This is a genomic window from Microbacterium sp. PRF11 (assembly GCF_031844085.1).
Lineage (GTDB): Bacteria > Actinomycetota > Actinomycetes > Actinomycetales > Microbacteriaceae > Microbacterium.
This window is the reverse complement of the sequence record NZ_JAUZUP010000001.1, coordinates 527,033-552,891: the sequence shown is the minus strand read 5'-3', so window position 1 is coordinate 552,891 and position 25,859 is coordinate 527,033. Positions and strand designations below refer to the sequence as shown.

General features: G+C 70.7%; 20 protein-coding genes and 1 riboswitch. Of the genes, 10 read left to right on the top strand and 10 right to left on the bottom strand.

The features are described 5' to 3' along the window. The first annotated feature begins 2 nt into the window (after positions 1 to 2). The 6 genes from Q9R20_RS02570 (at position 3) to Q9R20_RS02545 (ending at position 9,385) form a co-directional block, all read left to right on the top strand. Positions 3 to 1,070 carry a glycosidase gene (locus tag Q9R20_RS02570; protein WP_311247867.1) on the top strand — a complete coding sequence of 356 codons (1,068 nt, stop codon included), beginning with the start codon at positions 3 to 5 and terminating at the stop codon, positions 1,068 to 1,070. Positions 1,071 to 1,174: 104 nt separating this feature from the next. Then, on the top strand, positions 1,175 to 3,175 hold the full coding sequence (locus Q9R20_RS02565) for a hypothetical protein (RefSeq protein WP_311247866.1): 2,001 nt from the start codon (positions 1,175 to 1,177) through the stop codon (positions 3,173 to 3,175). Between the two features lie 113 nt (positions 3,176 to 3,288). Continuing rightward, positions 3,289 to 4,938 (top strand): AlkA N-terminal domain-containing protein, encoded by a 1,650-nt coding sequence (locus Q9R20_RS02560; RefSeq protein ID WP_311247865.1) that lies wholly within the window; start codon positions 3,289 to 3,291, stop codon positions 4,936 to 4,938. Continuing rightward, on the top strand, positions 4,935 to 5,468 hold the full coding sequence (locus Q9R20_RS02555; RefSeq protein ID WP_295839303.1) for a methylated-DNA--[protein]-cysteine S-methyltransferase: 534 nt from the start codon (positions 4,935 to 4,937) through the stop codon (positions 5,466 to 5,468). Before Q9R20_RS02560 ends, Q9R20_RS02555 begins: the two co-directional genes overlap by 4 nt. A 243-nt stretch (positions 5,469 to 5,711) precedes the next feature. Beyond that, positions 5,712 to 7,571, top strand: a complete 1,860-nt coding sequence (locus Q9R20_RS02550; RefSeq protein ID WP_311247864.1) for an ABC transporter ATP-binding protein — start codon at positions 5,712 to 5,714, stop codon at positions 7,569 to 7,571. Beyond that, positions 7,568 to 9,385 (top strand): ABC transporter ATP-binding protein, encoded by a 1,818-nt coding sequence (locus Q9R20_RS02545; protein WP_311247863.1) that lies wholly within the window; start codon positions 7,568 to 7,570, stop codon positions 9,383 to 9,385. Before Q9R20_RS02550 ends, Q9R20_RS02545 begins: the two co-directional genes overlap by 4 nt. 357 nt (positions 9,386 to 9,742) lie before the next feature. Here the strand turns inward: Q9R20_RS02545 and Q9R20_RS02540 are convergent, their stop codons facing one another. Both Q9R20_RS02540 and Q9R20_RS02535 read right to left on the bottom strand, forming a co-directional pair. Beyond that, the gene (locus tag Q9R20_RS02540) at positions 9,743 to 10,579 is read right to left on the bottom strand and encodes a type IV toxin-antitoxin system AbiEi family antitoxin domain-containing protein (RefSeq protein WP_311247862.1); all 837 of its coding nucleotides are present in this window, start codon (positions 10,577 to 10,579) and stop codon (positions 9,743 to 9,745) included. 211 nt (positions 10,580 to 10,790) lie between these two features. Then, entirely contained in the window at positions 10,791 to 11,243 is a 453-nt protein-coding gene (locus Q9R20_RS02535; RefSeq protein ID WP_311247861.1) for a GNAT family N-acetyltransferase, read from the bottom strand. 221 nt (positions 11,244 to 11,464) lie between these two features. Here Q9R20_RS02535 and Q9R20_RS02530 point away from each other — a divergent pair, with 221 nt between their 5' ends. Then, the gene (locus Q9R20_RS02530; RefSeq protein WP_311247860.1) at positions 11,465 to 13,684 is read left to right on the top strand and encodes an NADP-dependent isocitrate dehydrogenase; all 2,220 of its coding nucleotides are present in this window, start codon (positions 11,465 to 11,467) and stop codon (positions 13,682 to 13,684) included. Positions 13,685 to 13,887: 203 nt separating this feature from the next. Here Q9R20_RS02530 and Q9R20_RS02525 read toward each other — a convergent pair whose 3' ends face one another. From Q9R20_RS02525 to Q9R20_RS02515, 3 genes are all read right to left on the bottom strand, one after another. Further along, positions 13,888 to 15,288, bottom strand: coding sequence for a L,D-transpeptidase family protein (locus tag Q9R20_RS02525; protein WP_311247859.1), 1,401 nt, complete (start codon positions 15,286 to 15,288; stop codon positions 13,888 to 13,890). Between the two features lie 111 nt (positions 15,289 to 15,399). Then, on the bottom strand, positions 15,400 to 16,764 hold the full coding sequence (locus Q9R20_RS02520) for an FAD-linked oxidase C-terminal domain-containing protein (RefSeq protein WP_311247858.1): 1,365 nt from the start codon (positions 16,762 to 16,764) through the stop codon (positions 15,400 to 15,402). After that, on the bottom strand, positions 16,761 to 17,147 hold the full coding sequence (locus Q9R20_RS02515; protein WP_311247857.1) for a YrdB family protein: 387 nt from the start codon (positions 17,145 to 17,147) through the stop codon (positions 16,761 to 16,763). The genes Q9R20_RS02520 and Q9R20_RS02515 overlap by 4 nt, the downstream gene beginning before the upstream one ends. 125 nt (positions 17,148 to 17,272) lie before the next feature. Beyond that, a riboswitch (ZMP/ZTP riboswitch) is annotated at positions 17,273 to 17,358 on the top strand. A 57-nt stretch (positions 17,359 to 17,415) separates the two neighbouring features. Between Q9R20_RS02515 and glyA the strand changes: the two genes are divergently transcribed. The 3 genes from glyA (at position 17,416) to Q9R20_RS02500 (ending at position 20,449) form a co-directional block, all read left to right on the top strand. Next, complete coding sequence (gene glyA / locus Q9R20_RS02510) at positions 17,416 to 18,690, top strand: serine hydroxymethyltransferase (RefSeq protein WP_311247856.1); 1,275 nt, start codon at positions 17,416 to 17,418, stop codon at positions 18,688 to 18,690. Between the two features lie 301 nt (positions 18,691 to 18,991). Next, positions 18,992 to 19,876, top strand: coding sequence for a bifunctional methylenetetrahydrofolate dehydrogenase/methenyltetrahydrofolate cyclohydrolase (locus Q9R20_RS02505; RefSeq protein ID WP_311247855.1), 885 nt, complete (start codon positions 18,992 to 18,994; stop codon positions 19,874 to 19,876). 90 nt (positions 19,877 to 19,966) lie between these two features. Continuing rightward, positions 19,967 to 20,449 carry a cytochrome C5 gene (locus Q9R20_RS02500; RefSeq protein ID WP_311247854.1) on the top strand — a complete coding sequence of 161 codons (483 nt, stop codon included), beginning with the start codon at positions 19,967 to 19,969 and terminating at the stop codon, positions 20,447 to 20,449. A 48-nt stretch (positions 20,450 to 20,497) separates the two neighbouring features. On the opposite strand, the gene Q9R20_RS02495 is transcribed toward Q9R20_RS02500, so the two are convergent. The 5 genes from Q9R20_RS02495 to hpaE form a co-directional block, all read right to left on the bottom strand. Further along, the gene (locus tag Q9R20_RS02495) at positions 20,498 to 21,229 is read right to left on the bottom strand and encodes a DUF6882 domain-containing protein (RefSeq protein WP_311247853.1); all 732 of its coding nucleotides are present in this window, start codon (positions 21,227 to 21,229) and stop codon (positions 20,498 to 20,500) included. Positions 21,230 to 21,251: 22 nt separating this feature from the next. Next, complete coding sequence (locus Q9R20_RS02490; RefSeq protein ID WP_311247852.1) at positions 21,252 to 22,052, bottom strand: aldolase/citrate lyase family protein; 801 nt, start codon at positions 22,050 to 22,052, stop codon at positions 21,252 to 21,254. Then, complete coding sequence (locus tag Q9R20_RS02485) at positions 22,037 to 22,822, bottom strand: fumarylacetoacetate hydrolase family protein (protein WP_311247851.1); 786 nt, start codon at positions 22,820 to 22,822, stop codon at positions 22,037 to 22,039. The genes Q9R20_RS02490 and Q9R20_RS02485 overlap by 16 nt, the downstream gene beginning before the upstream one ends. A 126-nt stretch (positions 22,823 to 22,948) precedes the next feature. Beyond that, positions 22,949 to 24,094 carry a 3,4-dihydroxyphenylacetate 2,3-dioxygenase gene (hpaD, locus tag Q9R20_RS02480; RefSeq protein WP_311247850.1) on the bottom strand — a complete coding sequence of 382 codons (1,146 nt, stop codon included), beginning with the start codon at positions 24,092 to 24,094 and terminating at the stop codon, positions 22,949 to 22,951. A 170-nt stretch (positions 24,095 to 24,264) separates the two neighbouring features. After that, entirely contained in the window at positions 24,265 to 25,785 is a 1,521-nt protein-coding gene (gene hpaE / locus Q9R20_RS02475) for a 5-carboxymethyl-2-hydroxymuconate semialdehyde dehydrogenase (protein WP_311247849.1), read from the bottom strand. Positions 25,786 to 25,859 lie beyond the last annotated feature (74 nt).

Below are 25,859 nucleotides of genomic sequence, written 5' to 3'. Positions count from 1 at the left end.
CAATGACCCCCGAATCCCCCGTCCCCTACCGCCTCACGCGTATCGGGGTGGTGATGACCCCCGAGCCCGGCAACGCCGACGAGGCCGAGGGCGTGCTCAACCCGGCATCCGGCCGCGGACCCGACGGCCGGCTGTACCTGCTGCCCCGCCTCGTCGCCGAGGGCAACGTCTCACGCGTGGGGCTGGCCCGCGTCGTCGTCGAGGACGGCGTGCCCGTCGCGGTCGAGCGCGAGGGCGTGGTGCTGCAGCCCGACCGCGGCTGGGAGCGCGGCGTCGGCAACGCCGGCACCGAGGATCCCCGCACCACGTGGGTCGAGGCGCTCGGCCTGCACGTCATGACGTACGTGGCGTACGGCCCACTCGGTCCGCGTACCGCGGTGGCCGTCTCGCAGGACCTCCGCGAATGGCGGCGCCTGGGACCGGTGCTCTTCCGGTACCAGGACGACCTCGACATGGATCTCAACCTCTTCCACAACAAGGACACGGTCTTCTTCCCCGAGCCGGTCACGGCGCCCGACGGCACCGAGGCCTTCGCGGTCCTGCACCGCCCCATGTGGGACATCGGCGAGACCAAGCCCGGTCAGGGCGTGCGGGTGCCGGCCGGCGTCGACGACGAGCGGCAGTCGATCTGGATCAGTTATGTGCCCGTGGCATCCGTCCGCGAAGACCTCGCGAATCTCGTGCTCTGGGAGCAGCACCGCTTCGTGGCGGGTCCGCAGTTCCCGTTCGAGGAGGTCAAGATCGGCGGTGGGCCGCCCCCGCTGCGCATCCCCGAGGGCTGGCTCGTGCTGCACCACGGCGTGACCGGCGTGATCGACAGCGCGTTCTCGCAGCAGCAGAAGGTCAACTACGCTGCGGGAGCCCTGATCCTGGATGCCGCCGATCCCAGCCGCGTGATCGCCCGCACGCCCGAACCGCTGCTGGCACCCGAGACCGACGACGAGCGCAGCGGCATCGTGCCGAACGTCGTGTTCCCCACCGCGATCGAGGAGATCGACGGACGCCACTTCGTCTTCTACGGCATGGCCGACAGCAAGATCGGCGTCGCGCTGCTGGAGCGTACCGACTGACCGTCGCGCCGCGCCCGCGGTCCTCGCGGCCCGGGCGCGGCATCCCCTCTCCGAGTGCCGGTCCTTCCGGCATCCGGTCACCCCGCCATCGAAAGGATCCCCCCATGAACGCACGATGGAGTGCGCGCGGCCTCGCCGTCCTCGGTGCCGTCGCCCTGGCGGTCCCGTTGACCGCCGCCCCCGCCACGGCGGCTCCGACCGTCGCGTCGGCGCCCGCGGAGACGCTGACCACCCTCGACCACCTCGACTTCCTGCTCGACGAGGCCACCCCGCCGGCCGACGTCGCGGGCCACTCGACGTACCGCCAGGCGGAGGAGCCGACGCTGCTCGCCCCGTGGACCTACGCCGACGCCCGGGACGGCGGCACCTTCCAACGCGTCGGCGGCGGCCCGCTCGACCCGGCGACCGGCGATTGGGGCCAAGGCGCCTACAACGCCGACGACAACACCCGAGCCGCGGTCGTCTACCTGCGCCACTGGGAGCAGACCGGTGACGCCGACAGCCGGCAGAAGGCGTACGAGCTGCTGCGCACCGTCGCGTACCACCAGACCACCGAGGGTCCCTCGGCCGGCAACGTCGTGCTGTGGATGCAGCCGGACGGCGACCTCAACCCCTCCGCCGAACCGATCGAGCTGCCCGACCCCTCCGACTCCGGTCCCAGCTATTGGACGGCCCGCACCGTCTGGGCCCTCGGCGAGGGCTACGCCGCCTTCTCCGACGACGACCCCGATTTCGCCGCGTTCCTCAAGGACCGCCTCGCCCTGTCGCGCGGAGCGATCGAGCGCGACGTGCTGTCGAGGTACGGCCAGTACGCCGAGGCCGACGGCAAGAAGGTGCCCGCCTGGCTCATCGTCGACGGGGCGGATGCCACGGCCGAGGCCGTCCTCGGACTCGCCGCCGCCGTCGAGGCGGGCGACGACAGCTCGGCCACCGCGGCGCGTCAGCTCGCCGAGGGCGTGGCCGCCATGGCATCCGGGAGCACCCGCCAGTGGCCCTACGGAGCCGTGCTGCCGTGGGCGCAGTCGCCCGCGATGTGGCACGCCTGGGGCTCGCAGATGCCCGCGGCGCTCGCCGTGGCCGGCGATCTGTTCGACGACGACGCCCTCGTCGAGCCGGCGATCGCGGATGCCACCGGCTTCACGACGACGCTGCTCACCGCCGGAGGGCCCGACAACGGCTGGTACCCCAGCCCCACCGATCGCGTGCAGATCGCGTACGGCGCGGACTCGCGCGTGCAGTCGCTGCTTGCCCTGGCCGACACCACCGGGTCAGCGGCCTTCGCGGAGCTCGCGGGTCTGCAAGCGGCGTGGTTCTTCGGGGCCAACCATGCGGGGGCGCGGATGTACGACCCGGCGACGGGCGTCACCTTCGACGGTCTCCAGCCCGACGGCACGGTCAACCGCAACAGCGGCGCGGAGTCGACCATCCACGGTCTCCTCACCGCGCTCGCCCTCGATGCGCACCCTGAGGTCGCCGCGCGCGCGACGGCGCTGACCTCGGTCGAGTCGCGCGTCGGCCTTGAGTACGTCGAGGCCGAGGATGCCGTCCGCACCGACGGCACGGTGTTCACCCCCGAGTCGTCCTGGACGGGAGAAGCGAGCTGGTCGGGCGAGGGGCTGACGCTCACGACCCGTCGGAGCGCGACGTGGGACATCGGCGACTCGGACACGCGGCGCTGGGTCGAACCGGTCGTGCGCACGGCCCCGGGGGAGAAGAGCCAGTCCGCCTGGCACGGCGGCGGTCTGCTGTCCGTCACCGGCCCCGAGCAGGGCATCTCTCCCACGCCCGGAGCGCTGCTTCCGTACGCCCTGACGGCCCCGGTGTCGGGTTCGGACGTCCGCGTGGATGTCGTGCGCGGCGACCTCACCCTGGACGGACTCATCGTGCGTCCGTGGATCTCGCGCCTGGTGCTCGGCGGCGACGGTCGCGGCGAACTCGTGCACTCCAGCGCGATCGCCCCGCAGCGCACCACCATCGGCGCCGAGGGCGTCGACACGACGGTGAACGTCTACGACGACGCGGGTTCCCGGCTCCGCACCATCTCGACGACGGGCGTGGTCTCGGTGGTCCTCCCCGCCGGCGGGTTCGCCATCGCCGAGGGCTGAGTCGCTCGGCGCCGGTCGTGTCCCCGGCCCGGCCGGCGCCGGCGCATCCCCTCCGCACCGCCGTGTCCGATTTCCGCCAGCCGATGTCGGTGGTCGGTGGCAGGGTGGATGCCATGACCCCCACCGCCGTCGACGCTCCGGGCTTCTCCGAGCGCTATCGCGTCATCCAGTCGCGCGACCGACGCTTCGACGGGCAGTTCGTCACCGCGGTCCGCTCCACCGGCATCTATTGCCGCCCGAGCTGTCCCGCGCGCACGCCGAAAGAAGAGAACGTCACGTTCTACGCGACCTCCGCCGCGGCGCACGAGGCGGGCTACCGCGCCTGCAAGAGGTGTCTGCCCGAGGCCGCCCCCGGCTCTCCCCAATGGGACGTGCGCGGAGACGTCGTCGCCCGCGCCATGCGCCTCATCGCCGACGGCGTCGTCGACCGCGAGGGCGTCCCGGGCCTGTCCCGGCGGCTCGGCTACTCCGCCCGCCACCTCACGCGCCTCCTCGTCGCCGAGCTCGGTGTCGGGCCCCTCGCCCTCGCGCGGGCCCACCGCGCCCATACCGCTCGTGCGCTGCTCGTCGGCACCGACCTGTCCTCGGCCGACGTGGCCTTCTCCGCCGGGTTCCACAGCATCCGTCAATTCACCGAGACCATCGGCGAGGTGTTCGGCATGCCTCCGCGCGAGCTGCGGGCGCGTCGCTCGCGAGCGGCCGGAGCCCCGGCGTCCGCCGGTGAGATCGATCTGGCGCTCCCGGTGCGCGGCCCCGTCGACACGGTGGGGCTGTTCGGCTGGATGCGCGCGCACGCCATTCCCGGCGTCGAGGTCGGCGATGACCGCTCCTTCGCCCGCGTCGTGAGCCTGCCCGGCGGAGCGGCCTGGTTCGAGGTGCGCCTCGCCGACGACGGCCGCCTCCGGCTCCGCGCCCGTCTGGCAGCGCTCGCCGACCTCGGAACGCTCATCGCGCGCGTGCGTCGGCTCTTCGATCTCGACGCCGATCCGCTGGCGATCGACGAGGCTCTCGCACGGCATCCCGAGCTGGCGCCCGCGGTCGCAGCGATCCCCGGCGTACGCGTGCCGGGGGCGATCGACGCGGGGGAGATGCTGCTGCGCGCCATGATCGGTCAGCAGATCAGCGTCGCCTCCGCTCGCACCATGCAGGGTCGTCTCGCCGCGCAGCTCGGCGAGACGGTGGGGGTGGGCCCTCAGCCGATGACGCTCTTCCCGGGGCCCGCCGTCATCGCGGAGCGCGGGCTCGAGGTGCTGCGTGGGCCCGCCGCGCGCATGCGGGCGATCGTCGAGGCGGCCGCGGCCCTGGCCGAGGGCTCGCTCGAGCTGGGGCCGGGCGACGACGGCCCCGAGCAACGCGCACGACTGCTCTCGATTCGCGGCATCGGTCCCTGGACCGCCGACTACGTCCGCATGCGCGTGCTGGGCGACCCCGACGTGCTGCTCCCCGGAGACGTCGCCGCCCGAGCCGGGGCCGCGGCACTCGGGCTGCCGTCCGATCCCGCCGGCTTCACGGCGTGGTCGCAGAAGCTCGCGCCCTGGCGCAGCTACGCGATGGCGCACTACTGGTACGCCGCCCCGGTGACCCAGGCGTGGCGTTCCCCGGCCGAGACCGCCGCGGCGGCCTCCGTCGCATCCGGGCGGCCCGACGCGTCGAGCGAGCGGCCCGGCACGCCGGCGTCCCGTCGTCGACGCGCCCCGATCGACGTCGTATCGAGCGATGTCAGCGCCGAACTTCCCGAATCCGAAAGCGAGGACCGCTCATGACCACGGCCACCCTGCAGTTCGTCGACACCCCCGACGGCGCCTTCGCGATCCTCGCCGACCAATCGGACCTCGTCCTCGTGTCGGGATGGACGAGCGACCCCGACGCGGTGCTCGCCCGACTCGCACCCGCGCGCCGGCCACGCCAGGTCGTCGCGGGCGAGACCACGGCGTCCGAGGCGGTGCGCGCCTACTACGACGGCGACCCGACGGCGATCGACGAGGTCCGGGTCGCCCAGAGCGGGACCGCCCTGCAACTCGCCGGGTGGGAGGCCCTGCGCCGCATCGCTCCCGGCGCACCGCTCACCTACACCGGCTTCGCCGCCGCCCTGGGCTCTCCCTCGGCGGTGCGGGCGGCGGCATCCATCTGCGCTCGCAACGCGGTTGCGCTGTTCGTGCCGTGTCACCGCGTGCTGCGCGGCGACGGCACGATGGGCGGCTTCGCCTGGGGCGTCGGGGTGAAGCGGAGCCTGCTCGCTCGTGAAGCCACGAGCGCCACGACACTCTTGCCCCCAGCGTTCTCCCAGGGATAGTCTGGAGGGCTGCCGTCCCCCCGGCGGAAGCTCTCAACGATCAAGGAGGATGCCATGGACCACGACGACGCCCCCGTCGCCCCGGTCGCCGCGCCCTCCGTCGCCGCGCGTCCCCGCCGACGTTCCTAGGCATCGCGTCCGCGCTTCGGCGCCCGCTCTCCGCCTTCACCGACGACACCCGTCGCGCCTTCGGCTCCCCTCTCCGCGCCCGATCCCGGCGCCCGCTTCGACCCCACGAGGATCATGACCAGTTCTCCGCCCTCAGCCCGCCTCTCCACGCCACGCGCTCTCTCGCGCCTGCTGCCCATCGCGCGTCCCGTGCTGCCGCGACTCATCGCCGGCGCCGTCACCGCGCTCGTCGCGAGCCTGCTTGCCCTGGCGATCCCCCTCGTGCTCGAGCAGATCGTCGCCGGCCCGATCGCGTCCCTCGACCCCGCCGCTCTCGTGTGGGGCTCGCTCGCGGTGCTCGGCCTCGGCCTCGCCGAAGCCGCGATGGTGTGGCTGCGCCGCTGGTTCGTCCTCGCGCCGGCGACCAAGGTCGAGTACGACCTGCGGCAGTCGTTCTACTCGCGTCTGCAGCGCCTGCCGGTCGCCTTCCACGACCGCTGGCAGTCGGGCCAGTTGCTCTCGCGCATGATGCAGGACATCAGCATGCTCCGCCGGTGGCTGGCCTTCGGCGTGATCCTGCTCGTGGTCAACCTCCTCACGATCGTGATCGGCGCTGTGCTGCTGTTCCGCTGGCACTGGCTGCTCGGGGCGCTGTTCCTCGCGACGTCGGCGCCGGTGATCTACGTCGGCTTCCGCTTCGAGAAGCGCTACGGCGCTCTGACGCGTCAGAGCCAGGACCAGGCGGGCGACCTCGCCACCTCCGTCGAGGAGAGCGTCCACGGCATCCGCGTTCTCAAGGCCTTCGGTCGCGGCGCGCACGCGCTGAAGAAGTTCACCCGTCAGGCCGAGTCACTGCGCGAGACCGAGATCGACAAGGCCCGGGCGATCGGGTGGATCTGGTTCTGGCTCGTGCTGCTGCCCGACATCGCCTTCGCGGTGTGCCTCGGCGCCGGCATCGTGCTCACCCAGCTCGGGCAGCTCCAGGTGGCCGAGCTCGTCGCCTTCTTCGCGATGGCGACGGTGCTGCGCTGGCCGATGGAGTCCATCGGCTTCCTCTTCTCGTTCCTCCTCGACGCCCGGACCGCGACCGACCGCATCTTCGAGGTGTTCGACGAGCAGAACACGATCGTCGACCCCGAGAACCCGCGCACGATCGCCCAGCCGCGCGGCGAGCTCGCCTTCGAGGACGCGCACTTCCGATACCAGGATGCCGCTGACACCGAGCGCGACCTGCTCGACGGCGTCGACCTGGTGCTGCGTCCCGGCGAGACGATGGCCCTCGTCGGTCTGACCGGCTCGGGGAAGACCACTCTCACGACCCTTCCCGGTCGTCTCTACGACGTCACGGCCGGCCGCGTGCTCCTGGACGGCGTCGACGTGCGCGACCTGAGCCTGGCGGAGCTGCGCCGTCACGTCGGCATGGCGTTCGAGGACGCCACGCTGTTCTCCCAGACCGTGCGCGACAACGTCCTGCTGGGTCGTGAGGACCTCGAACCCGGGTCGCCCGATGCGGAGGAGATCCTCCGCGAAGCGCTCCAGGTCGCCCAGGCGCACTTCGTGTACGACCTGCCCGACGGCCTCGACACCGTCATCGGGGAGGAGGGGCTCAGCCTTTCGGGCGGCCAGCGTCAGCGTCTCGCTCTCGCGCGCGCGGTGGCCGCGCGTCCGGCGGTGCTCGTGCTCGACGACCCGCTCTCCGCGCTCGACGTCGACACCGAAGCCCTCGTGGAAGACGCGCTCCGCGAGGTGCTGAGCGAGACGACCGCGCTCGTCGTCGCGCACCGTCCGTCGACCGTCACCCTCGCCGACCGGGTCGCCCTGCTGGAGGACGGCCGGATCACCGCGGTCGGCACCCATTCCGATCTGCTGCGCGACAGCGCGCACTACCGCTACGTCATCTCGAGCCTCGAAGAGGCCGAGCGGCAGGCGCGCACGGGGGCGATCCCCGTCATCGCCGACGACGAGGCCCTCACCGAGAAGGAGGCGACCCGATGACCACCGCGACCGTCTCCGGTACGAGCGGCGAAGACCGCTCCGACTACACCCGCGAAGAGAGCCGCGCGATCCGTCAGCGCTCGCTGCGCCTGCTCGCCTCGCTCGTGTCGCCCCTGCGCTGGCAGCTCGTGCTCGCGGCCGCCGTGCTCGTCGTGTCGACCGCGCTGCGCGTCGCCGGCCCGGCGCTCATCGCGTTCGGCATCGACAACGCCCTGCCCGCGGTCATCGAACGCAGCGACTGGATGCCGACGATCGGCGTCGTCGGCATCTACCTGCTCGCGGGAATCGGTGGCGCGGCGCTGATCGGCTGGTACGTCGTCGTGGCGGCGCGATTGACGCAGGCGGTCATGCTCGACCTGCGCAAGCGCATCTTCCTGCACACGCAGAAGCTCAGCCTCGAGTTCCACGAGTCCTACACCTCGGGGCGCATCATCTCGCGGCAGACCAGTGACCTCGACACCATCCGCGAGCTGCTCGACGGCGGTCTGAACGAGCTCGTCTCGGGGGTGCTCTACGGTCTGTTCACCCTCGGCGCGCTCTTCCTCATCGACTGGCAGTCGGGGCTCATCCTGACCGTCATGGGCATCCCGATGTACCTGCTCATGCGGTGGTTCTACACGCGCTCGCAGATCATCTACCGCGAGTCGCGCGTCATCAGCGCGCAGGTGATCGTGAAGTTCGTCGAGACCATGACCGGCGTCCGCGCGGTCAAGGCGTTCCGTAAGGAACCGCGCAACGACGAGGAGTTCGGCGCGCTCGCCGGGGCCTACCGCGACGTGAACATGCGCTCGATCAAGCTGTTCGGCACCTTCGAGCCCGGCATCATGGCGGTGGCCGCGGTGTCGGTCGCCGTCGTGCTGCTCTGGGGCGGCGGCCGTGTCATCGCCGGGCCGCTCGAGATCGGTGTGCTGACGGCGGCGGTGCTGTACGTGCGCAACTTCTTCTCACCGCTGCAGGAGGTCGCGTTCTTCCTGAACTCGTATCAGTCCGCCACGGCGGCGCTCGAGAAGGTGTCGGGCGTCCTCGAGGAGGAGCCGACCGTTCCCGACCCCACCGACCCGGTCGACCTGTGGTCGGCGAAGGGCCACGTCCGTTTCGACGACGTCACGTTCGGCTACTCCGAGGACCGCGTCATCCTGCCGCACTTCTCCCTCGACCTGCCCGCGGGGCAGACGGTGGCGCTGGTGGGCACGACAGGGGCCGGCAAGTCGACGCTCGCGAAGCTCGTCTCGCGCTTCTACGACCCGTCGAAGGGTGCCGTCACCCTCGACGACGTCGACCTGCGCCGCCTGCACCCGAAGGATCTCCGCCGGGCCATCGTGATGGTCACCCAGGAGGCCTACCTGTTCAGCGGCACGGTCGCCGACAACATCGCACTCGGTAAGCCCGACGCGACGATGGACGAGATCCGCGCCGCCGCGCGAGCGGTGGGGGCCGACGGCTTCATCCAGAAGCTGCCCGACGGCTACGACACCGACGTGAACAAGCGCGGAGGCCGCGTCTCGGCCGGACAGCGCCAGCTGATCTCGTTCGCGCGCGCGTTCCTCGCCGACCCGGCGGTGCTCATCCTCGACGAGGCGACCGCGTCGCTCGATATCCCGAGCGAACGCCTCATCCAGGAGGCGCTGCAGACGCTCCTCGCCGACCGCACCGCGATCATCATCGCCCACCGCCTGTCGACGGTGGCGATCGCCGATCGCGTGCTCGTCATGGAGCACGGCCGCATCATCGAGGACGACACCCCCGCCGCCCTCATCGCAGGCACGGGCAAGTTCGCCCAGTTGCACGCCGCCTGGCGCGAGTCGCTGGTCTGACAGTGGATGCCACGTCCCCCCGCGGGGGTGCGCGGCATCCGTGTTTCTGCCGGCCGACCGAGCGCCGCGCAGCCGCCCGGTCGGCAACGAATGAGGACGAGTGCAACAGATTCGGATGCGGTCGTGGCTTTGATCCGAATCCGTTGCTACACGCCGAATCTGTTTACATGCGTCGGGGCTGATCCCGGCAGCCGCGAAGCGGGGTGGGCGTGCTCCGCTTCGCGCGGCCGCAGGCCGCGCGGGCAACAGATCCGGAGTTGCGCAACAGATTCGGATCTGCAGACGGCATGCGTCCGAATCTGTTGCGCTGATCCGCATTCATTGACCCACGCAAGACGGCGGGATGCCGCTTCCCGGTCATCTCGCGAGATGCAGCCCCTGAGCGATCACGGTCGTGATCGCGCGCTCCACGCCGGCCCAGTCCGTCACCACGTCGCGATAGCTGAATCGCAGGACGGTGTAGCCGCGAGCGATCAGTTCGCGATCGTGGGCGAGGTCGCGGTGGCGGTCTTGAGGGGTCGAGTGATAGGCGAAACCGTCGAGCTGGACGACGAGACGGTCACCGATCAGAACGTCGACGCGGTGCCCGGCGATGAGCACCTGCTGGCGCACCAATACGCCCCAGGGGGTCAGGCGCACCACGAAGATCGTCTCGAGTCCGGAGTCCGACTGTCCCGTTGCGGTAGAGGCCAGTCGCTTCGACGCGGGAGTCCGCCATGACATCTTCGCGACGGCATCGGGGTGCAGGCGTTCGTGGCGCAGAGCCGATTCCCACACGATCAGGGCCTGCTCGAACGGAAGACAGCTCGCGACGTGCTCGAGACAGTCGGGAACCGACTCGACGAGGTGGTGGGCGGGTAGCGGCACGAGAGGAGTCGACCAGTGCGTGACGACGTCGGCGCGCGGAGCCTGGCTGTCACGCTTCACGGCGACGTGTAGCGACGCACCGACTCCCTCGGGGATCCACCAGCCACGCAACGAGGCGGCGCTGACACACGCGAGCCGGCCGGAAGCCCAGGCGGCACCGACGAGAGCGGCGGGGGCGTTCTCCGTCGCAACCCAGTAGCGCTTGACCCGGTCGACCTCGCCCCGCGTGATGGTTGCGCGCAGTCGACTGGCCGGGATACCGGCATCCAGGATCTGCTGACGGTGCACGATGCCGCCGCGCGCTCTCACCCACTCGGCGATGTCCATGGGCCCACCCTGCTCCTCCGGGCGGAGGAGGATGCGCCGAGCCGGGGCAGATGTGCAGGGGACAGCCGAAACGCATCCTGGGGAGGAGGGGTGGCTACGCAACAGAATCGGATCGCTGCGACGGATGCGGACGACGGGGGCGGAGCGGTCCGAATCCGTTGCGTGGATCCGAATCTGCTGCACCGCAACGCCGCGCCCGCGCGCGCCGGGCCTACACCCGCACGCGGGCGATGACCTCGCCGTACTCCGTCTCGTCGACGGGCTCGAAACCCACGCGCTGGAAGAACGCCTCGGGGCCGCCGACGCCGGGTTCGTAGATGACGTCGACGTGGTCCATGCCGCGGCCGCGGGCCTCCTCGAGCACGGCGGCGATGGCGTAGCTGCCGACACCGCGGCCCTGCTCATCGGCGTCGACGTTGATGCGCCACAGGACGGAACGGAAGTGCTCCTCGTGCGCGTCGGGGTCGAAGTTCGCGCTGACGAAGCCGACCACTTCGTCACCGTCGAGCACGACGCGCTGCCATGAGGTCTGCGGATTGCTCACCGTGGCGGCGATGCCGTAGCTGACCGGAGCGAGGAACTGCTCCTGCCCGGGCTTGAGCGACAGGGTGTTCACGGCCACGATCGTGGCGGCGGACAGTTCGACGAGACGCAGGTCAGCCATGCGCCCAGGCTATCGGGCCACCCGCTCCTCCCCAAGATCGCATCCCCGCGCATGCGTTCTGCGTCACCTCGGCGTCGATCGTCCGCCGCCGCCGCGCGCGCACCGCGGGGCGCCGACCGACGAGCCGTCCCGGACCGTCAAACTATCTCGACATCAAGAGACTTTGCCGTGGTGCGATAGGCTGGAACGCAACCCTGGCCGCCTCTACGGAGAGATCTGACGTGCCCGATTCCACCATCATCTACACGTACACCGACGAGGCGCCGGCACTTGCCACCGCGTCGTTCCTGCCCATTGTGCAGGCCGTCACGAAGCAGGCGGGTGTCGACGTCGAGACCCGCGACATCTCGCTGGCCGGCCGCATTCTCGCGGCCTTCCCGCAGCGCCTGACCCCCGAGCAGCAGGTCGGCGACGCCCTGGCCGAGCTGGGCGGTCTCGCGACGCTGCCCGAGGCGAACATCATCAAGCTGCCGAACATCTCGGCATCCATCCCTCAGCTCAAGGCCGCGATCGCCGAGCTCCAGTCGCAGGGCTACGACATCCCCGACTACCCGGACGAGGCGTCGAGCGTCGAAGAGAAAGACGTGCGCGCCCGCTACGACCGCATCAAGGGTTCGGCCGTGAACCCGGTGCTGCGCGAGGGCAACAGCGACCGCCGCGCCCCGCTCGCGGTGAAGAACTACGCCAAGAAGCACCCGCACCGCAACAAGGCTTTCGCCGAGGGCTCGAAGACCCGCGTCGCGACCCTCGGTCACGACGACTTCCGCTCGAATGAGAAGTCGGTGGTCATCGCCGACGACGACGTCCTCTCGATCCAGCACCTTGCCGCCGACGGCACGACGAAGACGCTCAAGGAGGGCCTGAAGGTCCTCCAGGGCGAGATCGTGGATGCCACCTTCCTCTCGGCCGCGGCCCTCGACGCGTTCCTCGCCGACACGCTGGCGCAGGCGAAGGCCGACGATGTGCTGTACTCGGTGCACCTCAAGGCCACGATGATGAAGGTCAGCGACCCGATCATCTTCGGCCACGTCGTCAAGGCGTTCTTCGCCGACGTGTTCGACCGCCACGGCGACGCGCTCGCCGCCGCCGGCCTGACCCCGAACGACGGTCTCGGCTCGATCCTCGCGGGTCTGTCGAACGTCGAGGGCGGCGACGCCATCGCCGCGGAGATCCGTGACGCCCTGGCATCCGGCCCCCGCCTGTCGTACGTCAACAGCGACAAGGGCATCACCAACCTGCACGTGCCGAGCGACGTGATCGTGGACGCCTCGATGCCCGCGCTCATCCGCAACGGCGGCAAGCTGTGGGGCGCCGACGGGGGAGAGGCCGACACCCTCGCCGTCATCCCCGACTCCTCGTACGCCGGTGTGTACCAGGCGACCATCGAGGACGTCATCGCCAACGGTCCCCTCGACCCGGCCACCATCGGCTCGGTGCCGAACGTCGGTCTCATGGCGCAGGCGGCCGAGGAATACGGCAGCCACGACAAGACCTTCGAGATCGCGGCCCCCGGCCGTGTGCAGGTCGTCGCGTCGAACGGCGACGTGCTGCTCGAGCACGAGGTCGGCGCCGGTGACATCTGGCGCGCGACGCAGACGAAGGACGTCGCGGTGCGCGACTGGGTGAAGCTCGCCGTGACCCGCGCCCGCGCGACCGGTGTCCCGGCCGTGTTCTGGCTCGATGAGAGCCGCGCGCACGACCGCAACCTCATCGCCAAGGTGCACGAGTACCTCGCCGACCACGACACGGACGGCCTCACGATCGAGATCCTCGCGCCGGCCGACGCCACGCGGTACTCGCTCGAGCGCATCCGCCGCGGCGAGGACACCATCTCGGTGACCGGCAACGTGCTGCGCGACTACCTCACCGACCTGTTCCCGATCCTCGAGGTGGGTACGAGCGCCAAGATGCTCTCGATCGTCCCGCTCCTCGCGGGCGGCGGTCTGTTCGAGACGGGCGCCGGCGGCTCGGCCCCCAAGCACGTGCAGCAGCTCGTCGAGGAGGACTACCTCCGCTGGGACTCACTCGGTGAGTTCTTCGCCCTCGCGGCCTCGCTCGAGCACCTCGCCGACACCACCGGCAACGACCGCGCCCGCGTGCTCGCGCAGACGCTCGACGCCGCGACCGGCACGTTCCTCGAGAACGACAAGTCGCCGGGTCGCGCCCTCGGCACGATCGACAACCGCGGCAGCCACTTCTACCTCGCCCTGTACTGGGCGCAGGAGCTGGCGCAGCAGACGACGGATGCCGACCTGGCCGCCGTCTTCGCCCCGGTCGCTGAGAAGCTGGCCGCCGAGGAGGAGACGATCGTCGCCGAGCTCAACGCCGTCCAGGGCCACCACGCCGAGATCGGCGGGTACTACCGCCCCAACACGGAGCTCGTGGAGAAGGTCATGCGCCCCTCCGCCACGCTGAACGCCGTGGTCGACGCCCTGCGCTGAGCCCGGAACCCGAAAGGGGCGGATGCCAATCGGCATCCGCCCCTTTCTGTTGCGTGTCGGCCGCGCAGGCGCGCGTGAGTCGCCAGGATTTGTCGCTTGAGGGGGCCCCGAAGCGACAAAATTGGCGACTCGCGCGAGGGGACGCGGAGAACAGAAGAGGGGCGGATCCCGAATGGCATCCGCCCCTCTACAGGGATCCGGGCTCAGTAGTGGACCGAGACCTCGGTGCCGCGGTAGGCCCAGTCGTACAGCTCCTTGGCCTGCGGGATCGTCATGTTGATGCAGCCGTGGCTCATCGGCGTGCCGAAGTTGTTGTGCCAGTAGGTGCCGTGGAAACCCTCGTCGCCGTTGAAGTACGCCACCCAGGGCACGTCCTTCGTGCAGTAGTCGTACCCGGGGACGCAGCCCATGTCCTGCATGGCCGTCTTCCAGCCGATGCGGAAGTTGCCCGTGTGGGTGGCGTGGTCACCCGCGCCCGACGAGATCGTGTAGGTGCGGTACACCTCGCCGTTCTGCCAGAGCGTCGTGGTCTGCGTGCTGAGGTTGACGTCGATGCGTCGCTCGGTCTTGGTGGTCTCGAACGGGGTCTCGGTCACGGGGAGGGCGTAGCGGCCGTTCCCGTCGGCGAGCTGTGCGGCGAAGGCCGCGGCGACGCCGCTCGTGTCGCCGAGCGCTCGGCCGGTCTGCCCCTCGGTGATCGCCTTGATGACTTCTCCGCCGGTGTCGACGATCACATCGGCGTTGACCGCGCCGCGATCGACCTGTCCGGCGAGCCCCGAGACGGCCTGCTGGATCGCGGACTCGTCGGCCGAGATCGCGAACTCGCCCTTGCCGTCGGGGGTGACGGTGAGCCACGAGGCGGCGGTGGCGCGGTCGACGGCGACCGTGCGCTCGTCGCCGACGTAGAAGCCGGCGCTGTCGAGGATGCCGTTGAGGGTCGCGACGGCGGCGCCCGCTTCGTCGGTGGTGACGGGAGCTTCGACGGGGACGAGGCCGGCCTGGACCGTCGTGGATGCCATCCCCGAGTCGAACGCCGTCTGCAGCGCGGCGGTCACGGCGGCGACGTCGATGCCCTCACCGTCTTCGGACGGGGTGGTGACATAGGCCTGCGACCCGTCGTCGTACGCGATGGTGGCGTCGACCGGGGCGCGGTAGGTGCCGGGAGCCAGCTCGCGCAGGGCCGCGGCGGCCTCGGCGGCATCGACCTGCACCTCGACGCCCGTGCCCTCGGGGAACCAGGACGCGGGCTTCCACATGGGGTTGTCGGCGAACGCCTTGTCGGCCAGGGCCGCGGCGTCGACCGTGGCGCCGAGCTCGGCACCGGTCACGGTGACCTGGCCCGCGGGGCTCTCGACCGTCACGGTCGTCTGCGCCAGGCGCGAGTCGATCGCCTGCGCCGCGGCTCCGGCGGTCAGCCCGCCGATCTGCACGCCGGCGACGGAGGCGCCGGGCGCGATCAGCACGAGGGACGCCGCGATCAGGGCGACCGCGGTCGCGCCCGCCGGGATGCCGATCCAGAGGCCGGAGCGGTTCTTCCGCCGGGTCGGCTCGGTCGGTGCCCACGCGTACGTCGCGCCATCGGTGCCCGGTGCGGCGTCGGTCATCGTCAAACCCCCCAGAAGTCAGTCTTCTCATGGTAAGGGGAGGGTGCCCGTCATGACCGGAGTGAACATCACGGTCTGATCACGTCGGCGTCGCCCAGCGGCCGGATGGCATCAGTCCGCGAACACCTTGCCCGGGTTCAGGATGCCGAGGGGGTCGAAGACCCGGGCGATGTCGCGCTGCAGCTGCCACTGGTCGTCGCCGAGCTCGTCGGCGAGCCACCGCCGCTTGAGCACCCCGATGCCGTGCTCGCCGGTGAGGGTTCCGCCCAGCGCGAGCGCCGCGCGGAACAGCTCCTCCGCCGCCTCCCAGACGATCGGCGGGACCTCCCGTCCTTCGAAGACGAAGTTGGGGTGGAGGTTGCCGTCACCGGCGTGGGCGACGGCCGGGATGACCAGTCCGAATTCGCGTTCGATGCGCGCGATCTCATCGAACATGTCGGGCAGGGCGCTGCGCGGCACCGACACGTCCTCGATGAGCGTGGTGCCGAGGGTCTCCATCGCGGGATGCATCGCGCGGCGCACGGCCAGGAGGGCCTCGCCCTCGGCCGCGTCCGAGGCCACGGCCACCGCGCCGCCCGCCTCGCGAAGGATCCCGGCGATCGAGCGGGCCTCCTCCGCGGCGACGGGGCCGTCGGTCTGGATCGTCAGCTGCGCCGCGCCCGGCGGTGGGGTGGGCAGCGACAGGAGGCGATGCGCGGCCGCGAGGCTCGTGGCATCCATCAACTCCATGATCGCGGGCTGCACGCCCGACGCCGTGACCGCCGCGGAGGCCACGGCGGCCGCGCGCACACCGTCGAACAGCGCGGTGAGGGTGACGCGCTCGCCCTCGACCAGGCGGCGCAGTTTGAGGGTGGCGCCCACGACGACGCCGAGCGTCCCCTCCGAGCCGATGATGAGCGAGGTCAGATCGAGGCCGGTCACGCCTTTTACGCTGCGATGCCCGAGACGGAGCAGGCGCCCGTCGGCGAGGACGACGTCGACGCCGAGCACCGCGTCGCGCACGACGCCGTACTTCGCGCAGAGCAGCCCGCCGGCCCCGGTGGCGATGTTGCCCCCGACCGTCGAGATGGCGCGGCTGGCCGGATCGGGCGCCCACCACACGCCGTGCGGTTCGAGAAGCGCATTGAGGTCGGCATTGAGGATGCCGGGCTCCACCACCGCGAGCAGGTCGTCGGGCCGCACCTCGAGCAGGCGGTCCATTCCGCGCAGCGAGAGGCTGATCTCGCCGCCACCGGTGTTGGCGCCGCCGGCGAGTCCCGTCCCGGCGCCGCGCGGCACGACCGGGGTGCGGGTGGCCGTCGCGATGCGCATCACGGTCTGGACGTCGTCGACGGATGCCGCGTGCACCACCGCCAGTGGCGTCGCCGCCGAGGCGTGCCCGGACTTATCGGCTCTCGCGGCCTCCAGTGCGGCGGGGGAGATGTCGACGCGGTCGCCGAGCGCGGCCCGCAGCAGCGCGACGACGTCGGAGGTCATGCCAGGCGCCGTCGGCCGTTCAGGGCGCCGAAGACGACCGCGACGACGGCGAAGCCCAGACCGATCCACGCCTGGCCCATGCTCCACCATGCGACGGTGGCCGCCGCGTACACGAAGAGTTCGACCAGCGCGCGGATGAACGGATGCACGGCCAGCACGGCACGGGGCGAGACGAACAGGGCCCACACGAGGATGGCGAGGGCGGGAGCGCCGATGCCGGCGACGATGTTCCACGGCAGCGGCCACGCGGTGAAGCCCCAGATGGCCAGGGTCACGAAGGCGAAGATGCCGCAGATCACGCTGACGATCTCGACCGCCGTCGGGCGTGGGCGCATGCCGGGGGCGAGAGGCGCCTGGGCGCGGACGTTGCGGGAGTCGGTCACTCCGCTATTTTACGCGGGCCCGGGGTTCCCGCGTCCGCGATGCCTCAGCGTCGAGCCGTACGCGACCTGGGGAGGAACGGTGGATGCCGGAACACGCGGGGCAGGGGAAGGTTTACCCGCTAAAGTGGCACCGTCGCGACTGGCGTTGAGGTGGGGAACCACCGGGGAGCGACCGCTTGACGGTATTCGACCGCACGCCTGGGTCGATGCGGTATCTACGCGGGCTCGCCGAGCCCGCGGCATCCGGAACCATCGTCAAGGAGATCGCATGACCGATCCGTACTTCAACGCCCCCCTCTCCGAGGTCGACCCCGAGATCGCCGAGGTCCTCGAGCGCGAGCTCAACCGCCAGCGCGGGTTCCTCGAGATGATCGCGTCCGAGAACTTCGTGCCCGTCTCGGTCCTGCAGTCGCAGGGCTCGGTGCTGACCAACAAGTACGCCGAGGGCTACCCGGGTCGCCGGTACTACGGCGGCTGCGAAGAGGTCGACGTCGCCGAGTCGCTCGCGATCGAGCGGGCCAAGCAGCTGTTCGGTGCCGAGTACGCCAACGTCCAACCGCACTCCGGTGCCTCGGCCAACGCCGCGGTGCTGCACGCGATCGCCCGCCCCGGCGACACGCTGCTCGGCCTCGCCCTCGACCAGGGCGGCCACCTCACGCACGGCATGAAGATCAACTTCTCGGGCCGCCTCTACGACATCGTCGCCTACGGTGTCGACCCCGAGACCTCGATCATCGACATGGACGAGGTGCGTCGTCTCGCCGTCGAGCACAAGCCCAAGGTCATCATCGCCGGTTGGTCGGCCTACCCGCGCCAGCTCGACTTCGCCGCCTTCCGCGCGATCGCCGACGAGGTCGGTGCGCTGCTGTGGGTCGACATGGCGCACTTCGCCGGCCTCGTCGCCGCGGGCGTGCACCCGAGCCCCATCCCGCACGCTCACGTCGTGTCGACCACCGTGCACAAGACGATCGGCGGCCCCCGCTCGGGTCTCATCCTCACGAACGACGAGGCGCTCGCCAAGAAGATCAACACCGCGGTCTTCCCGGGCCAGCAGGGCGGCCCGCTCATGCATGTCATCGCCGCGAAGGCCACGGCCTTCAAGCTCGCGATGACGCCCGAGTTCAAGGAACGCCAGGAGCGCACCCTGCGGGGCGCGGCGATCCTCGCCGAGCGCCTTACCCAGGACGACGTCAAGAACGCCGGCATCGCCGTGCGCTCGGGCGGCACCGACGTGCACCTCGTGCTCGTCGACCTGCGCGAGGCGGAGATCGACGGCAAGCAGGCCGAAGACCTCCTCCACGACATCCACATCACCGTGAACCGCAACGCCGTACCCAACGACCCGCGGCCCCCGATGGTGACCTCGGGCCTGCGCATCGGCACCCCGGCGCTTGCGACCCGCGGCTTCGGCGACGCGGAGTTCACCGAGGTCGCCGACATCATCGCGCTCGCGCTGATTCCCGGCGCCGATGTCGAGGCCCTGCGCGCGCGCGTCGCGAAGCTCGCCGACGCCTTCCCGCTGTACCCCGACCTGCAGCAGTGAGCCCCGCCGGGGCGGGGTCGCTGTCGCGGCGGTCCCGTCCCGGCATCCGGCCCTCAGGCCTTCCGGCTTTCTCTTCCGCGCGCGCCGGGTGCCCGGCATCCTGTTGCCGATAAACGCCCCGGCGAGTGAAACACATTGTCTCGCGGCGTTTCTCACTCGCCGGAGCGTTTATCGCGAAAGGGGCGGCGCGGGAGGGGCGGCGCGGGAGGGGTGGCGCGGGAGGGGAGGGGCGGCGCGGCAGAGACGGCGACGAGGGGCCGGCGACATGACATGACACCACAGACACGGAACGAGGGATGCCATGACGGCGACGATTCTCGACGGTAAGGCCGCCTCGGCGGCGATCAAGGCGGAGCTGACCGAGCGCGTGGCGGCGCTGCGTGCGAGGGGCATCGTCCCGGGCATCGCCACCGTGCTCGTGGGCGCCGACCCGGCCTCGCAGCTGTACGTCGGCATGAAGCATAAGCAGTCCGAGGCGATCGGCATGAACTCGATCCAGGTCGAGCTGCCCGCCGAGGCGACGCAGGAGGAGGTCGAGGCCGTCATCGACCGTCTCAACGCCGACCCCGCGTGCCACGGATACATCGTGCAGCTCCCGTTGCCGAAGCACATCGACACCGACGCGATTCTCGAGCGCATCGACCCCGCCAAGGATGCCGACGGCCTGCACCCCACCAACCTCGGGCGTCTCGTGCTGAACGTGAACGCGCCCATCCTCACGCCGCTGCCGTGCACACCGCGCGGGGTCATCGAGCTGCTGCTGCGCAACGATTACGACCTGAAGGGCAAGGAGGTCGTCGTCGTCGGCCGCGGTGTCACCATCGGTCGCTCTATCGGCCTGCTGCTGACCCGTCGCGAGATCAACGCGACCGTGACCCTCACCCACACCGGCACCGCCGACCTGGCGAAGCACCTGCGCGAGGCCGACGTCATCGTCGCCGCCGCGGGCGTGAAGCACATCGTGCGCGCCGAGGACGTCAAGCCGGGCGCCGCGGTGCTCGACGTGGGCGTCACGCGCGAGACCGACCCCGAGACCGGCAAGTCCCGCGTCTACGGTGACGTGCACCCCGACGTCGCCGAGGTCGCCGGCTTCGTGTCGCCGAACCCCGGCGGTGTGGGCCCGATGACCGTCGCCCTGCTCATGACCAACGTCGTCGAGGCGGCGGAGCGCGCCGCCGCGGGCTGACGGTGAACCACAGCGTGACGCGCGTTGAACAGACGGAGCGTCGCACGCAATGGGGAAGCGCGAGCGCGCGCGACGTGGCACAGTTTCCTCATGACTGAGTCCGTGCTGAACGACCTTCTCCGCCGCGTCACCGAGAGCGGTCTGCTCGAAGACGCCCAGATCGACGAAGACAGCGTCATCGGGTCCGGACACCTGGATGCCGCCGGCGTCGAGGTGGAGGTCGACCTCGACCCCGAGATCGACGAAGACGAAGCCCCCGACCTCGACGCGATCCTGAGCAACCTGAAGGACGTGCTCTCGGTCAGCGAGGAGCGCTGGCGCGCGATCGTCGAGGAGATCTCGAGCGACATCGAGGACGCCCTCGACGACGACGAGCTCGACGCCGACGTCGACCTGCGCACCGACCTCGAGGCGATCGGCGTGGGCGTGTTCGCCGACGCGATCATCGTCGTGTTCGCCGGTCAGGTCTCGTTCCCGGACGCCCTCGTGCACGTGCAGCTCACTCCCGAGCTCGAGGTCGAGGACATCGAGATCATCGGCGACGACGAGGAAGACGACGAAGACGAGGACTGACTCCCGTTCGAAAGGGCCGCGCCGTGACGGCGCGGCCCTTTCGTGTTCTCAGGCGGTGCCGCCGAGAGACGCTTTCATCGACGTGACCCGTGCCTGCTCGTCGAAGCCGAAGGTCACGGAACCGGAAGAGTCGGTGACGACCGCGCCCGAGAAGGCGTCGTCGGTCCACGTCATGGTCCACCCGGCCAGACGCGCCAGGTTCCACACGGCGCCGCGCGGATCGGCGGGCGTCGTGGTCGACATGATCCGCGGCATCCGGATCATCGCCTCTGCGACGGTCAGTGCGGGCAACGGGGCGTCGAGAACGAGGACGGCGCGCGTGCCGGACTCGCCCGAGGGTGCGGAGTAGTACGCCGAGCGGCCGGTGATGTCGATGGCCGCCCCGGCGATCTCGTGCGACACCTGTGCGATCCAGTCCGCGTCGCCCGGGGCGTCTGCAGGGAACGGGACCTCGGGCGAGGTGAGCTCGGCGATCCCGTGGGCCTGTCCGTACCCACGGAGCTGCGCGGCCACGCCCCGGTCGCCGCCTCCCGCGGGATGCGCCCACCCCCACAGGACCGACCGGGGGCCGGGCGCGATCGACGCGATGAAGTGCGCGCCGCAGACGAAACGGCGGGTCGGGTCGGTGGTCGACGAGAACGCGAACGTCCCCGTGGCCAGGTCGACGTCCCACCGGTGCTCCCCGAGATCCTCGGCCGCCTGGCCTAGTGCGTCCTGGCGCAGGGCGGTGAAATACGAGGCGCGGTCGGCAAGAGCTCGGAGGGTCGGAAAGGTCGTCATCGCTCCACGCTAGACCGGTGACTCAGTAGCTGTCGCGACGCTCGCCGGGACCGGTGACGAACCGCGCGGCGAGGGCCTCCGAGGCGCGGGCGAGCAACGCGACGTCGGCGCCGACCGCGACGAAGTCCGCCCCGGCATCGAGGTAGGCCTCGGCCACCGTGGGGTCGAAGGCGTTCACGCCGACCGGGGTGCCGGCATCCCGGCACGCGGCGAACACGGCGTGCACCGCGGCGACGACGTCGGGGTGCGACTGCTGGCCGAGCAGACCCATGGATGCCGAGAGGTCGCTCGGCCCGACGAAGACGGCATCCACTCCCTCGACGGCGGCGATCTCAGCCGCCGCGGCGACTCCGGCGGTGGTCTCGATCTGAACGGTGAGCGAGACGTGGTCGGCGGCGTCGGCGAGGTAGCCATCGACGCGGTTCCAGCGGGCGCTGCGGGCGAGGGCGCTGCCGACCCCGCGGATGCCCTCGGGCGGGTAGCGCGTCGCGGCGACGGCGGCCCGGGCCTCGTCGGCGGAGGACACCATCGGCACGATGAGGTTCTGCGCGCCGAGGTCGAGCACCTGCTTGATGACCACGGGGTCGTTCCACGGCACGCGCACGACCGGGGTCACGGGATACGCCGCGGTCACCTGCAGGAGCGTGAGCACGGTCTCGAGCGAGGTCGCCGAGTGCTCCATGTCGAGCAGGAGCCAGTCCAGGCCCGAGCCCGCGGCGATCTCGGCCGCGACGGAACTGCCCGAGCACACCCACATGCCCGCGAGCGGACGATCGGATGCCGCGAGCGCGGCCCGGAAGGTCGGGGTCAGACGAAGCGGCACGAGATCGTTCCCATCGGTCCGTAATCGCAGAGCACATCGTCGCCCCGCGACACCCACATCGGGCGCGTGAACGATCCTGCCAGGATGATCTCGCCCGCCTCCAGGCGTGCGCCGTGCTGAGAGAACTTGTTCGCCAGCCACGCGACGCCGGTCGCCGGATGGCCGAGGACGCCCGCGGCGACGCCGGTCTCCTCGATCTCGCCGTTGCGGCTCAGCACCCCGGGTACCCAGCGCAGGTCGATCTCGTCGGGACGCTTGTGCACGTCGCCGAGCACCATCGCGCCATAGGCGGCGTTGTCGCTGATCGTGTCGACGATCGTGCGGCCCTCGAGCTCGATGTGCGAGTTCAGCACCTCGAGGGCGGGGACGGCGTAGTCGATCGCGGCGAGGGCATCGTCGAGCGTGCAGTCGGGGCCGGCCAGCGGCGTCTTGAGCACGAAGGCGAGCTCGACCTCGATGCGGACGTTGGAGAAGTGCTCGACGGGGATGTCGTCGCCCGAGCGGTACACGGTGTCGTCGAACATCACGCCGTAGTCGGGCTCGGTGATCCCGGTCGCCTGCTGCATGGCCTTGGACGTCAGGCCGATCTTGCGCCCGACGAGAGTCCGACCCGCGGCGAGCTGCGTGTCGCGCCAGCGGCCCTGGATGCGGTACGAGTCGTCGACCGTGGCATCCGGGAATCTCGCCGTGATCCGCGGGATCACCGAATGGGTGCGGTCGGCCTCGGCGAGCTCGGCGGCGATGGCGTCGATCTGTGCGTCGGTGAGCATGAGGTCCTTTCGAGTTGACGACCCTCGTCCCACTTTTGTCGGTGCATGTCCCGATTGTGGTTGCCTGAGCGGCGTCCAACCGGCCAACAAGTGGGACATGGTCGGGGAGGGGGAGAGGGAGGAAGGCTAGAGCTGGTTGCCGAGCTTGAACTCGGATGCCGATTCCTCCGGCGCCCGGGTGTAGCTGAAGCCGTCGGCGCCGATCGTCACCGCCATCTCGCTCGAATCCTCGCGGGCGCGGACCGGCTGCGGGGTGCCGTCGAGGTCGAGCACGAGGGAGCCCTCGGTGTACCAGGAGGGGACGACGGGGTTGCCCCACCAGTCGCGACGCTGGTTGTCGTGGACGTCCCAGGTGATGACGGGGTTGTCGGGGTCGCCGGTGTAGTAGTCCTGCGTGTAGATCTCGACGCGGTGGCCGTCGGGGTCGCGCAGGTACAGGTAGAACGCGTTCGAGACGCCGTGTCGGCCGGGGCCGCGCTCGATGGCATCCGATCGGCGGAGGGCGCCGAGCTTGTCGCAGATCGCGAGGATGTTGTGCTTCTCGTGCGTCGCGAAGCAGACGTGGTGCATGCGCGGGCCGTCGCCGCCGGTCATGGCGGTGTCGTGGACGGTGGGCTTGCGGCGCATCCACGCGGCGTAGACGGTGCCCTCCTCGTCCTGGATGTCCTCGGTCACGCGGAAGCCCAGCGCCTGCATGAAATTCACCGCGCGGGGGACGTCGGGGGTGATCTGGTTGAAGTGGTCGAGGCGCACGAGCTCGCCGGGGGAGTGCAGGTCGTAGCGCCACGAGAGGCGCTCCTGGTGCTCGGTGTCGAAGAAGAACTCGTACGGGAAACCGAGCGGGTCGACCACGCGGACGGAGTCGCCGATGCCCTTCGTGAACCCGTTCGGCTCGCGGCGCACGTCGCAACCGAGCTCTTCGTAGAACGCCACGGCCTTGTCGAGGTCGTCGGCCGAGCGCACGCGGTACGAGAACGCGGCGACCGCGGCGACCGGACCCGTGCGCAGCACGAGGTTGTGGTGGATGAACTCCTCGGTCGAGCGCAGGTAGATCGCCTGGTCGTCCTCTTCGGTGACGTGCAGGCCGAGCACGTCGACGTAGAAGACCCGGGATGCCGCGAGGTCGGTGACCACGAGCTCCATGTACGCGCAGCGCAGGATGTCGGGTGCGGGCGAGGAGGGGGTGGGGATCGGGTCGTCGGAGACGATCGGTGCCTCCTGGGTCACCCAGAACCCGGAGGAGGTCTTCTGCTCTTCGGTGTGCTTGGTCATGGTTCGCGTCCTTGCGTGGGGTCATTGTCGGGGGCCGGGAGGGGCACGAGATCACACGATCGTGTCGAGGCCACACGTTGCGGGCGGTGCGGAACGGGTGATCTCGGGCGGATCGTGTGATCTCGCTCGGCGGGAGGGGGGACGGAGCCACCCCGACCGCGGAGCAGGAGTCAGTGCCCCGGCGCCTTGCCGAACGTGGGGTTGTGGGCGGGGCCGAGCGTGATGTGCACGGCCTGCTGGTCGGTGTAGAAGTCGATCGAGCGGTAGCCGCCCTCGTGGCCGAGACCCGAGGCCTTCACCCCGCCGAAGGGGGTGCGGAGGTCGCGGACGTTGTTGGAGTTCAGCCACACCATGCCGGCCTCGACGTTCTGCGCGAACAGGTGCGCGCGCTTGAGGTCGTTCGTCCACACGTAGGCGGCGAGGCCGTACTTCGTGTTGTTGGCCAGGGCGAGCGCCTCCTCGTCGGTGTCGAAGGGCGTGATGGCGACGACCGGGCCGAAGATCTCCTCCTGGAAGATCCGCGCGTCGGGGGAGACGTCGGCGAACACCGTGGGCCGCACGAAGTTGCCCTCGGGGAACTCCTCGGGGCGGCCGCCGCCGGCGACCAGGCGCCCCTCGGTCTTGCCGAGTTCGACGTACGACATGACCTTCGCGTAGTGCTCGGGGTGCACGAGCGCCCCGACCTCGGTGGCGGGGTCGTCGGGGTAACCGACCTTCACGCGATCGGCCTGTGCGGCGTAGCGCTTCACGAAGTCGTCGTACACCGAGCGCTCCACGAGGATGCGGCTCCCCGCGGTGCAGCGCTCGCCGTTGAGCGAGAAGACGCCGAAGATCGTCGCGTCGATCGCGGCATCCAGGTCGGCGTCCGCGAACACGATCGCGGGGCTCTTGCCGCCCAGCTCCATCGACAGGCCCTTCAGGAACGGAGCTGCGTTCGCGAAGATGAGGGACCCGGTCGAGCTCTCGCCGGTGAAGGAGATGAGCGGCACGTCGGGGTGCTTCACGAGGGCGTCGCCGGCGTCTTCACCGAGGCCGTTGACGAGGTTGAACACGCCCTCGGGCAGGCCCGCCTCCTCGAAGATGCCCGCCCAGAGGGATGCCGAGAGGGGCGTGAACTCCGCGGGCTTGAGCACCACGGTGTTGCCGGTCGCGAGGGCCGGGCCGAGCTTCCACGACTCGAGCATGAAGGGGGTGTTCCACGGGGTGATGAGCCCGGCGACCCCGATCGGCTTGCGGTTGACGTAGTTGAGCTGGCGCCCCGGCACCTTGAAGGCGTCGTCGGTCTGGGCCACGATCAGGTCGGCGAAGAAGCGGAAGTTCTCGGCAGCGCGGCGGGCCTGGCCGAGGGCTTGGGTGATCGGCAGTCCCGAGTCGAACGACTCCAGTTCGGCGAGGCGCTCGTCGCGCGACTCGACGAGGTCGGCGATGCGGTGCAGCACCCGTGAGCGCTCGCGGGGGAGCATGCGCGGCCAGGGGCCGTCGGTGAAGGCCTTCCGCGCGGCGGCGACGGCGAGGTCGACGTCGGCCTTCTTGCCGGCCGCGGCCCGCAGGTAGGTCTGATTGGTCACCGGGTCGAGCACGTCGAAGGTGTCGCCGTCGACCGAGTCGACGAACCTGCCGCCGATGTAGTGCTGGATGCGCTCGGGCAGCTCGGCCGGGATGCGGCGGGCGGTGGTCTGTGGGGTGGTCATGGGGACTCCTTCGTGGGAGGGATGGATGCCACGGTCCGGCCGCCCGTGACGGCGGGCGGGGGCCATGGCATCCG

Coding starts and splice junctions, on each gene's coding strand:
- hpaD (WP_311247850.1), bottom strand. CDS start 24,094: ATGACCAAGCACACCGAAGAGCAGAAGACCTCCTCCGGGTTCTGGGTG.
- Q9R20_RS02550 (WP_311247864.1), top strand. CDS start 5,712: ATGACCAGTTCTCCGCCCTCAGCCCGCCTCTCCACGCCACGCGCTCTC.
- Q9R20_RS02505 (WP_311247855.1), top strand. CDS start 18,992: ATGACGGCGACGATTCTCGACGGTAAGGCCGCCTCGGCGGCGATCAAG.
- Q9R20_RS02545 (WP_311247863.1), top strand. CDS start 7,568: ATGACCACCGCGACCGTCTCCGGTACGAGCGGCGAAGACCGCTCCGAC.
- Q9R20_RS02520 (WP_311247858.1), bottom strand. CDS start 16,764: ATGACCTCCGACGTCGTCGCGCTGCTGCGGGCCGCGCTCGGCGACCGC.
- Q9R20_RS02500 (WP_311247854.1), top strand. CDS start 19,967: ATGACTGAGTCCGTGCTGAACGACCTTCTCCGCCGCGTCACCGAGAGC.
- hpaE (WP_311247849.1), bottom strand. CDS start 25,785: ATGACCACCCCACAGACCACCGCCCGCCGCATCCCGGCCGAGCTGCCC.
- Q9R20_RS02485 (WP_311247851.1), bottom strand. CDS start 22,822: ATGCTCACCGACGCACAGATCGACGCCATCGCCGCCGAGCTCGCCGAG.
- Q9R20_RS02535 (WP_311247861.1), bottom strand. CDS start 11,243: ATGGCTGACCTGCGTCTCGTCGAACTGTCCGCCGCCACGATCGTGGCC.
- Q9R20_RS02525 (WP_311247859.1), bottom strand. CDS start 15,288: ATGACCGACGCCGCACCGGGCACCGATGGCGCGACGTACGCGTGGGCA.
- Q9R20_RS02540 (WP_311247862.1), bottom strand. CDS start 10,579: ATGGACATCGCCGAGTGGGTGAGAGCGCGCGGCGGCATCGTGCACCGT.
- Q9R20_RS02565 (WP_311247866.1), top strand. CDS start 1,175: ATGAACGCACGATGGAGTGCGCGCGGCCTCGCCGTCCTCGGTGCCGTC.
- Q9R20_RS02555 (WP_295839303.1), top strand. CDS start 4,935: ATGACCACGGCCACCCTGCAGTTCGTCGACACCCCCGACGGCGCCTTC.
- Q9R20_RS02495 (WP_311247853.1), bottom strand. CDS start 21,229: ATGACGACCTTTCCGACCCTCCGAGCTCTTGCCGACCGCGCCTCGTAT.
- Q9R20_RS02560 (WP_311247865.1), top strand. CDS start 3,289: ATGACCCCCACCGCCGTCGACGCTCCGGGCTTCTCCGAGCGCTATCGC.
- glyA (WP_311247856.1), top strand. CDS start 17,416: ATGACCGATCCGTACTTCAACGCCCCCCTCTCCGAGGTCGACCCCGAG.
- Q9R20_RS02570 (WP_311247867.1), top strand. CDS start 3: ATGACCCCCGAATCCCCCGTCCCCTACCGCCTCACGCGTATCGGGGTG.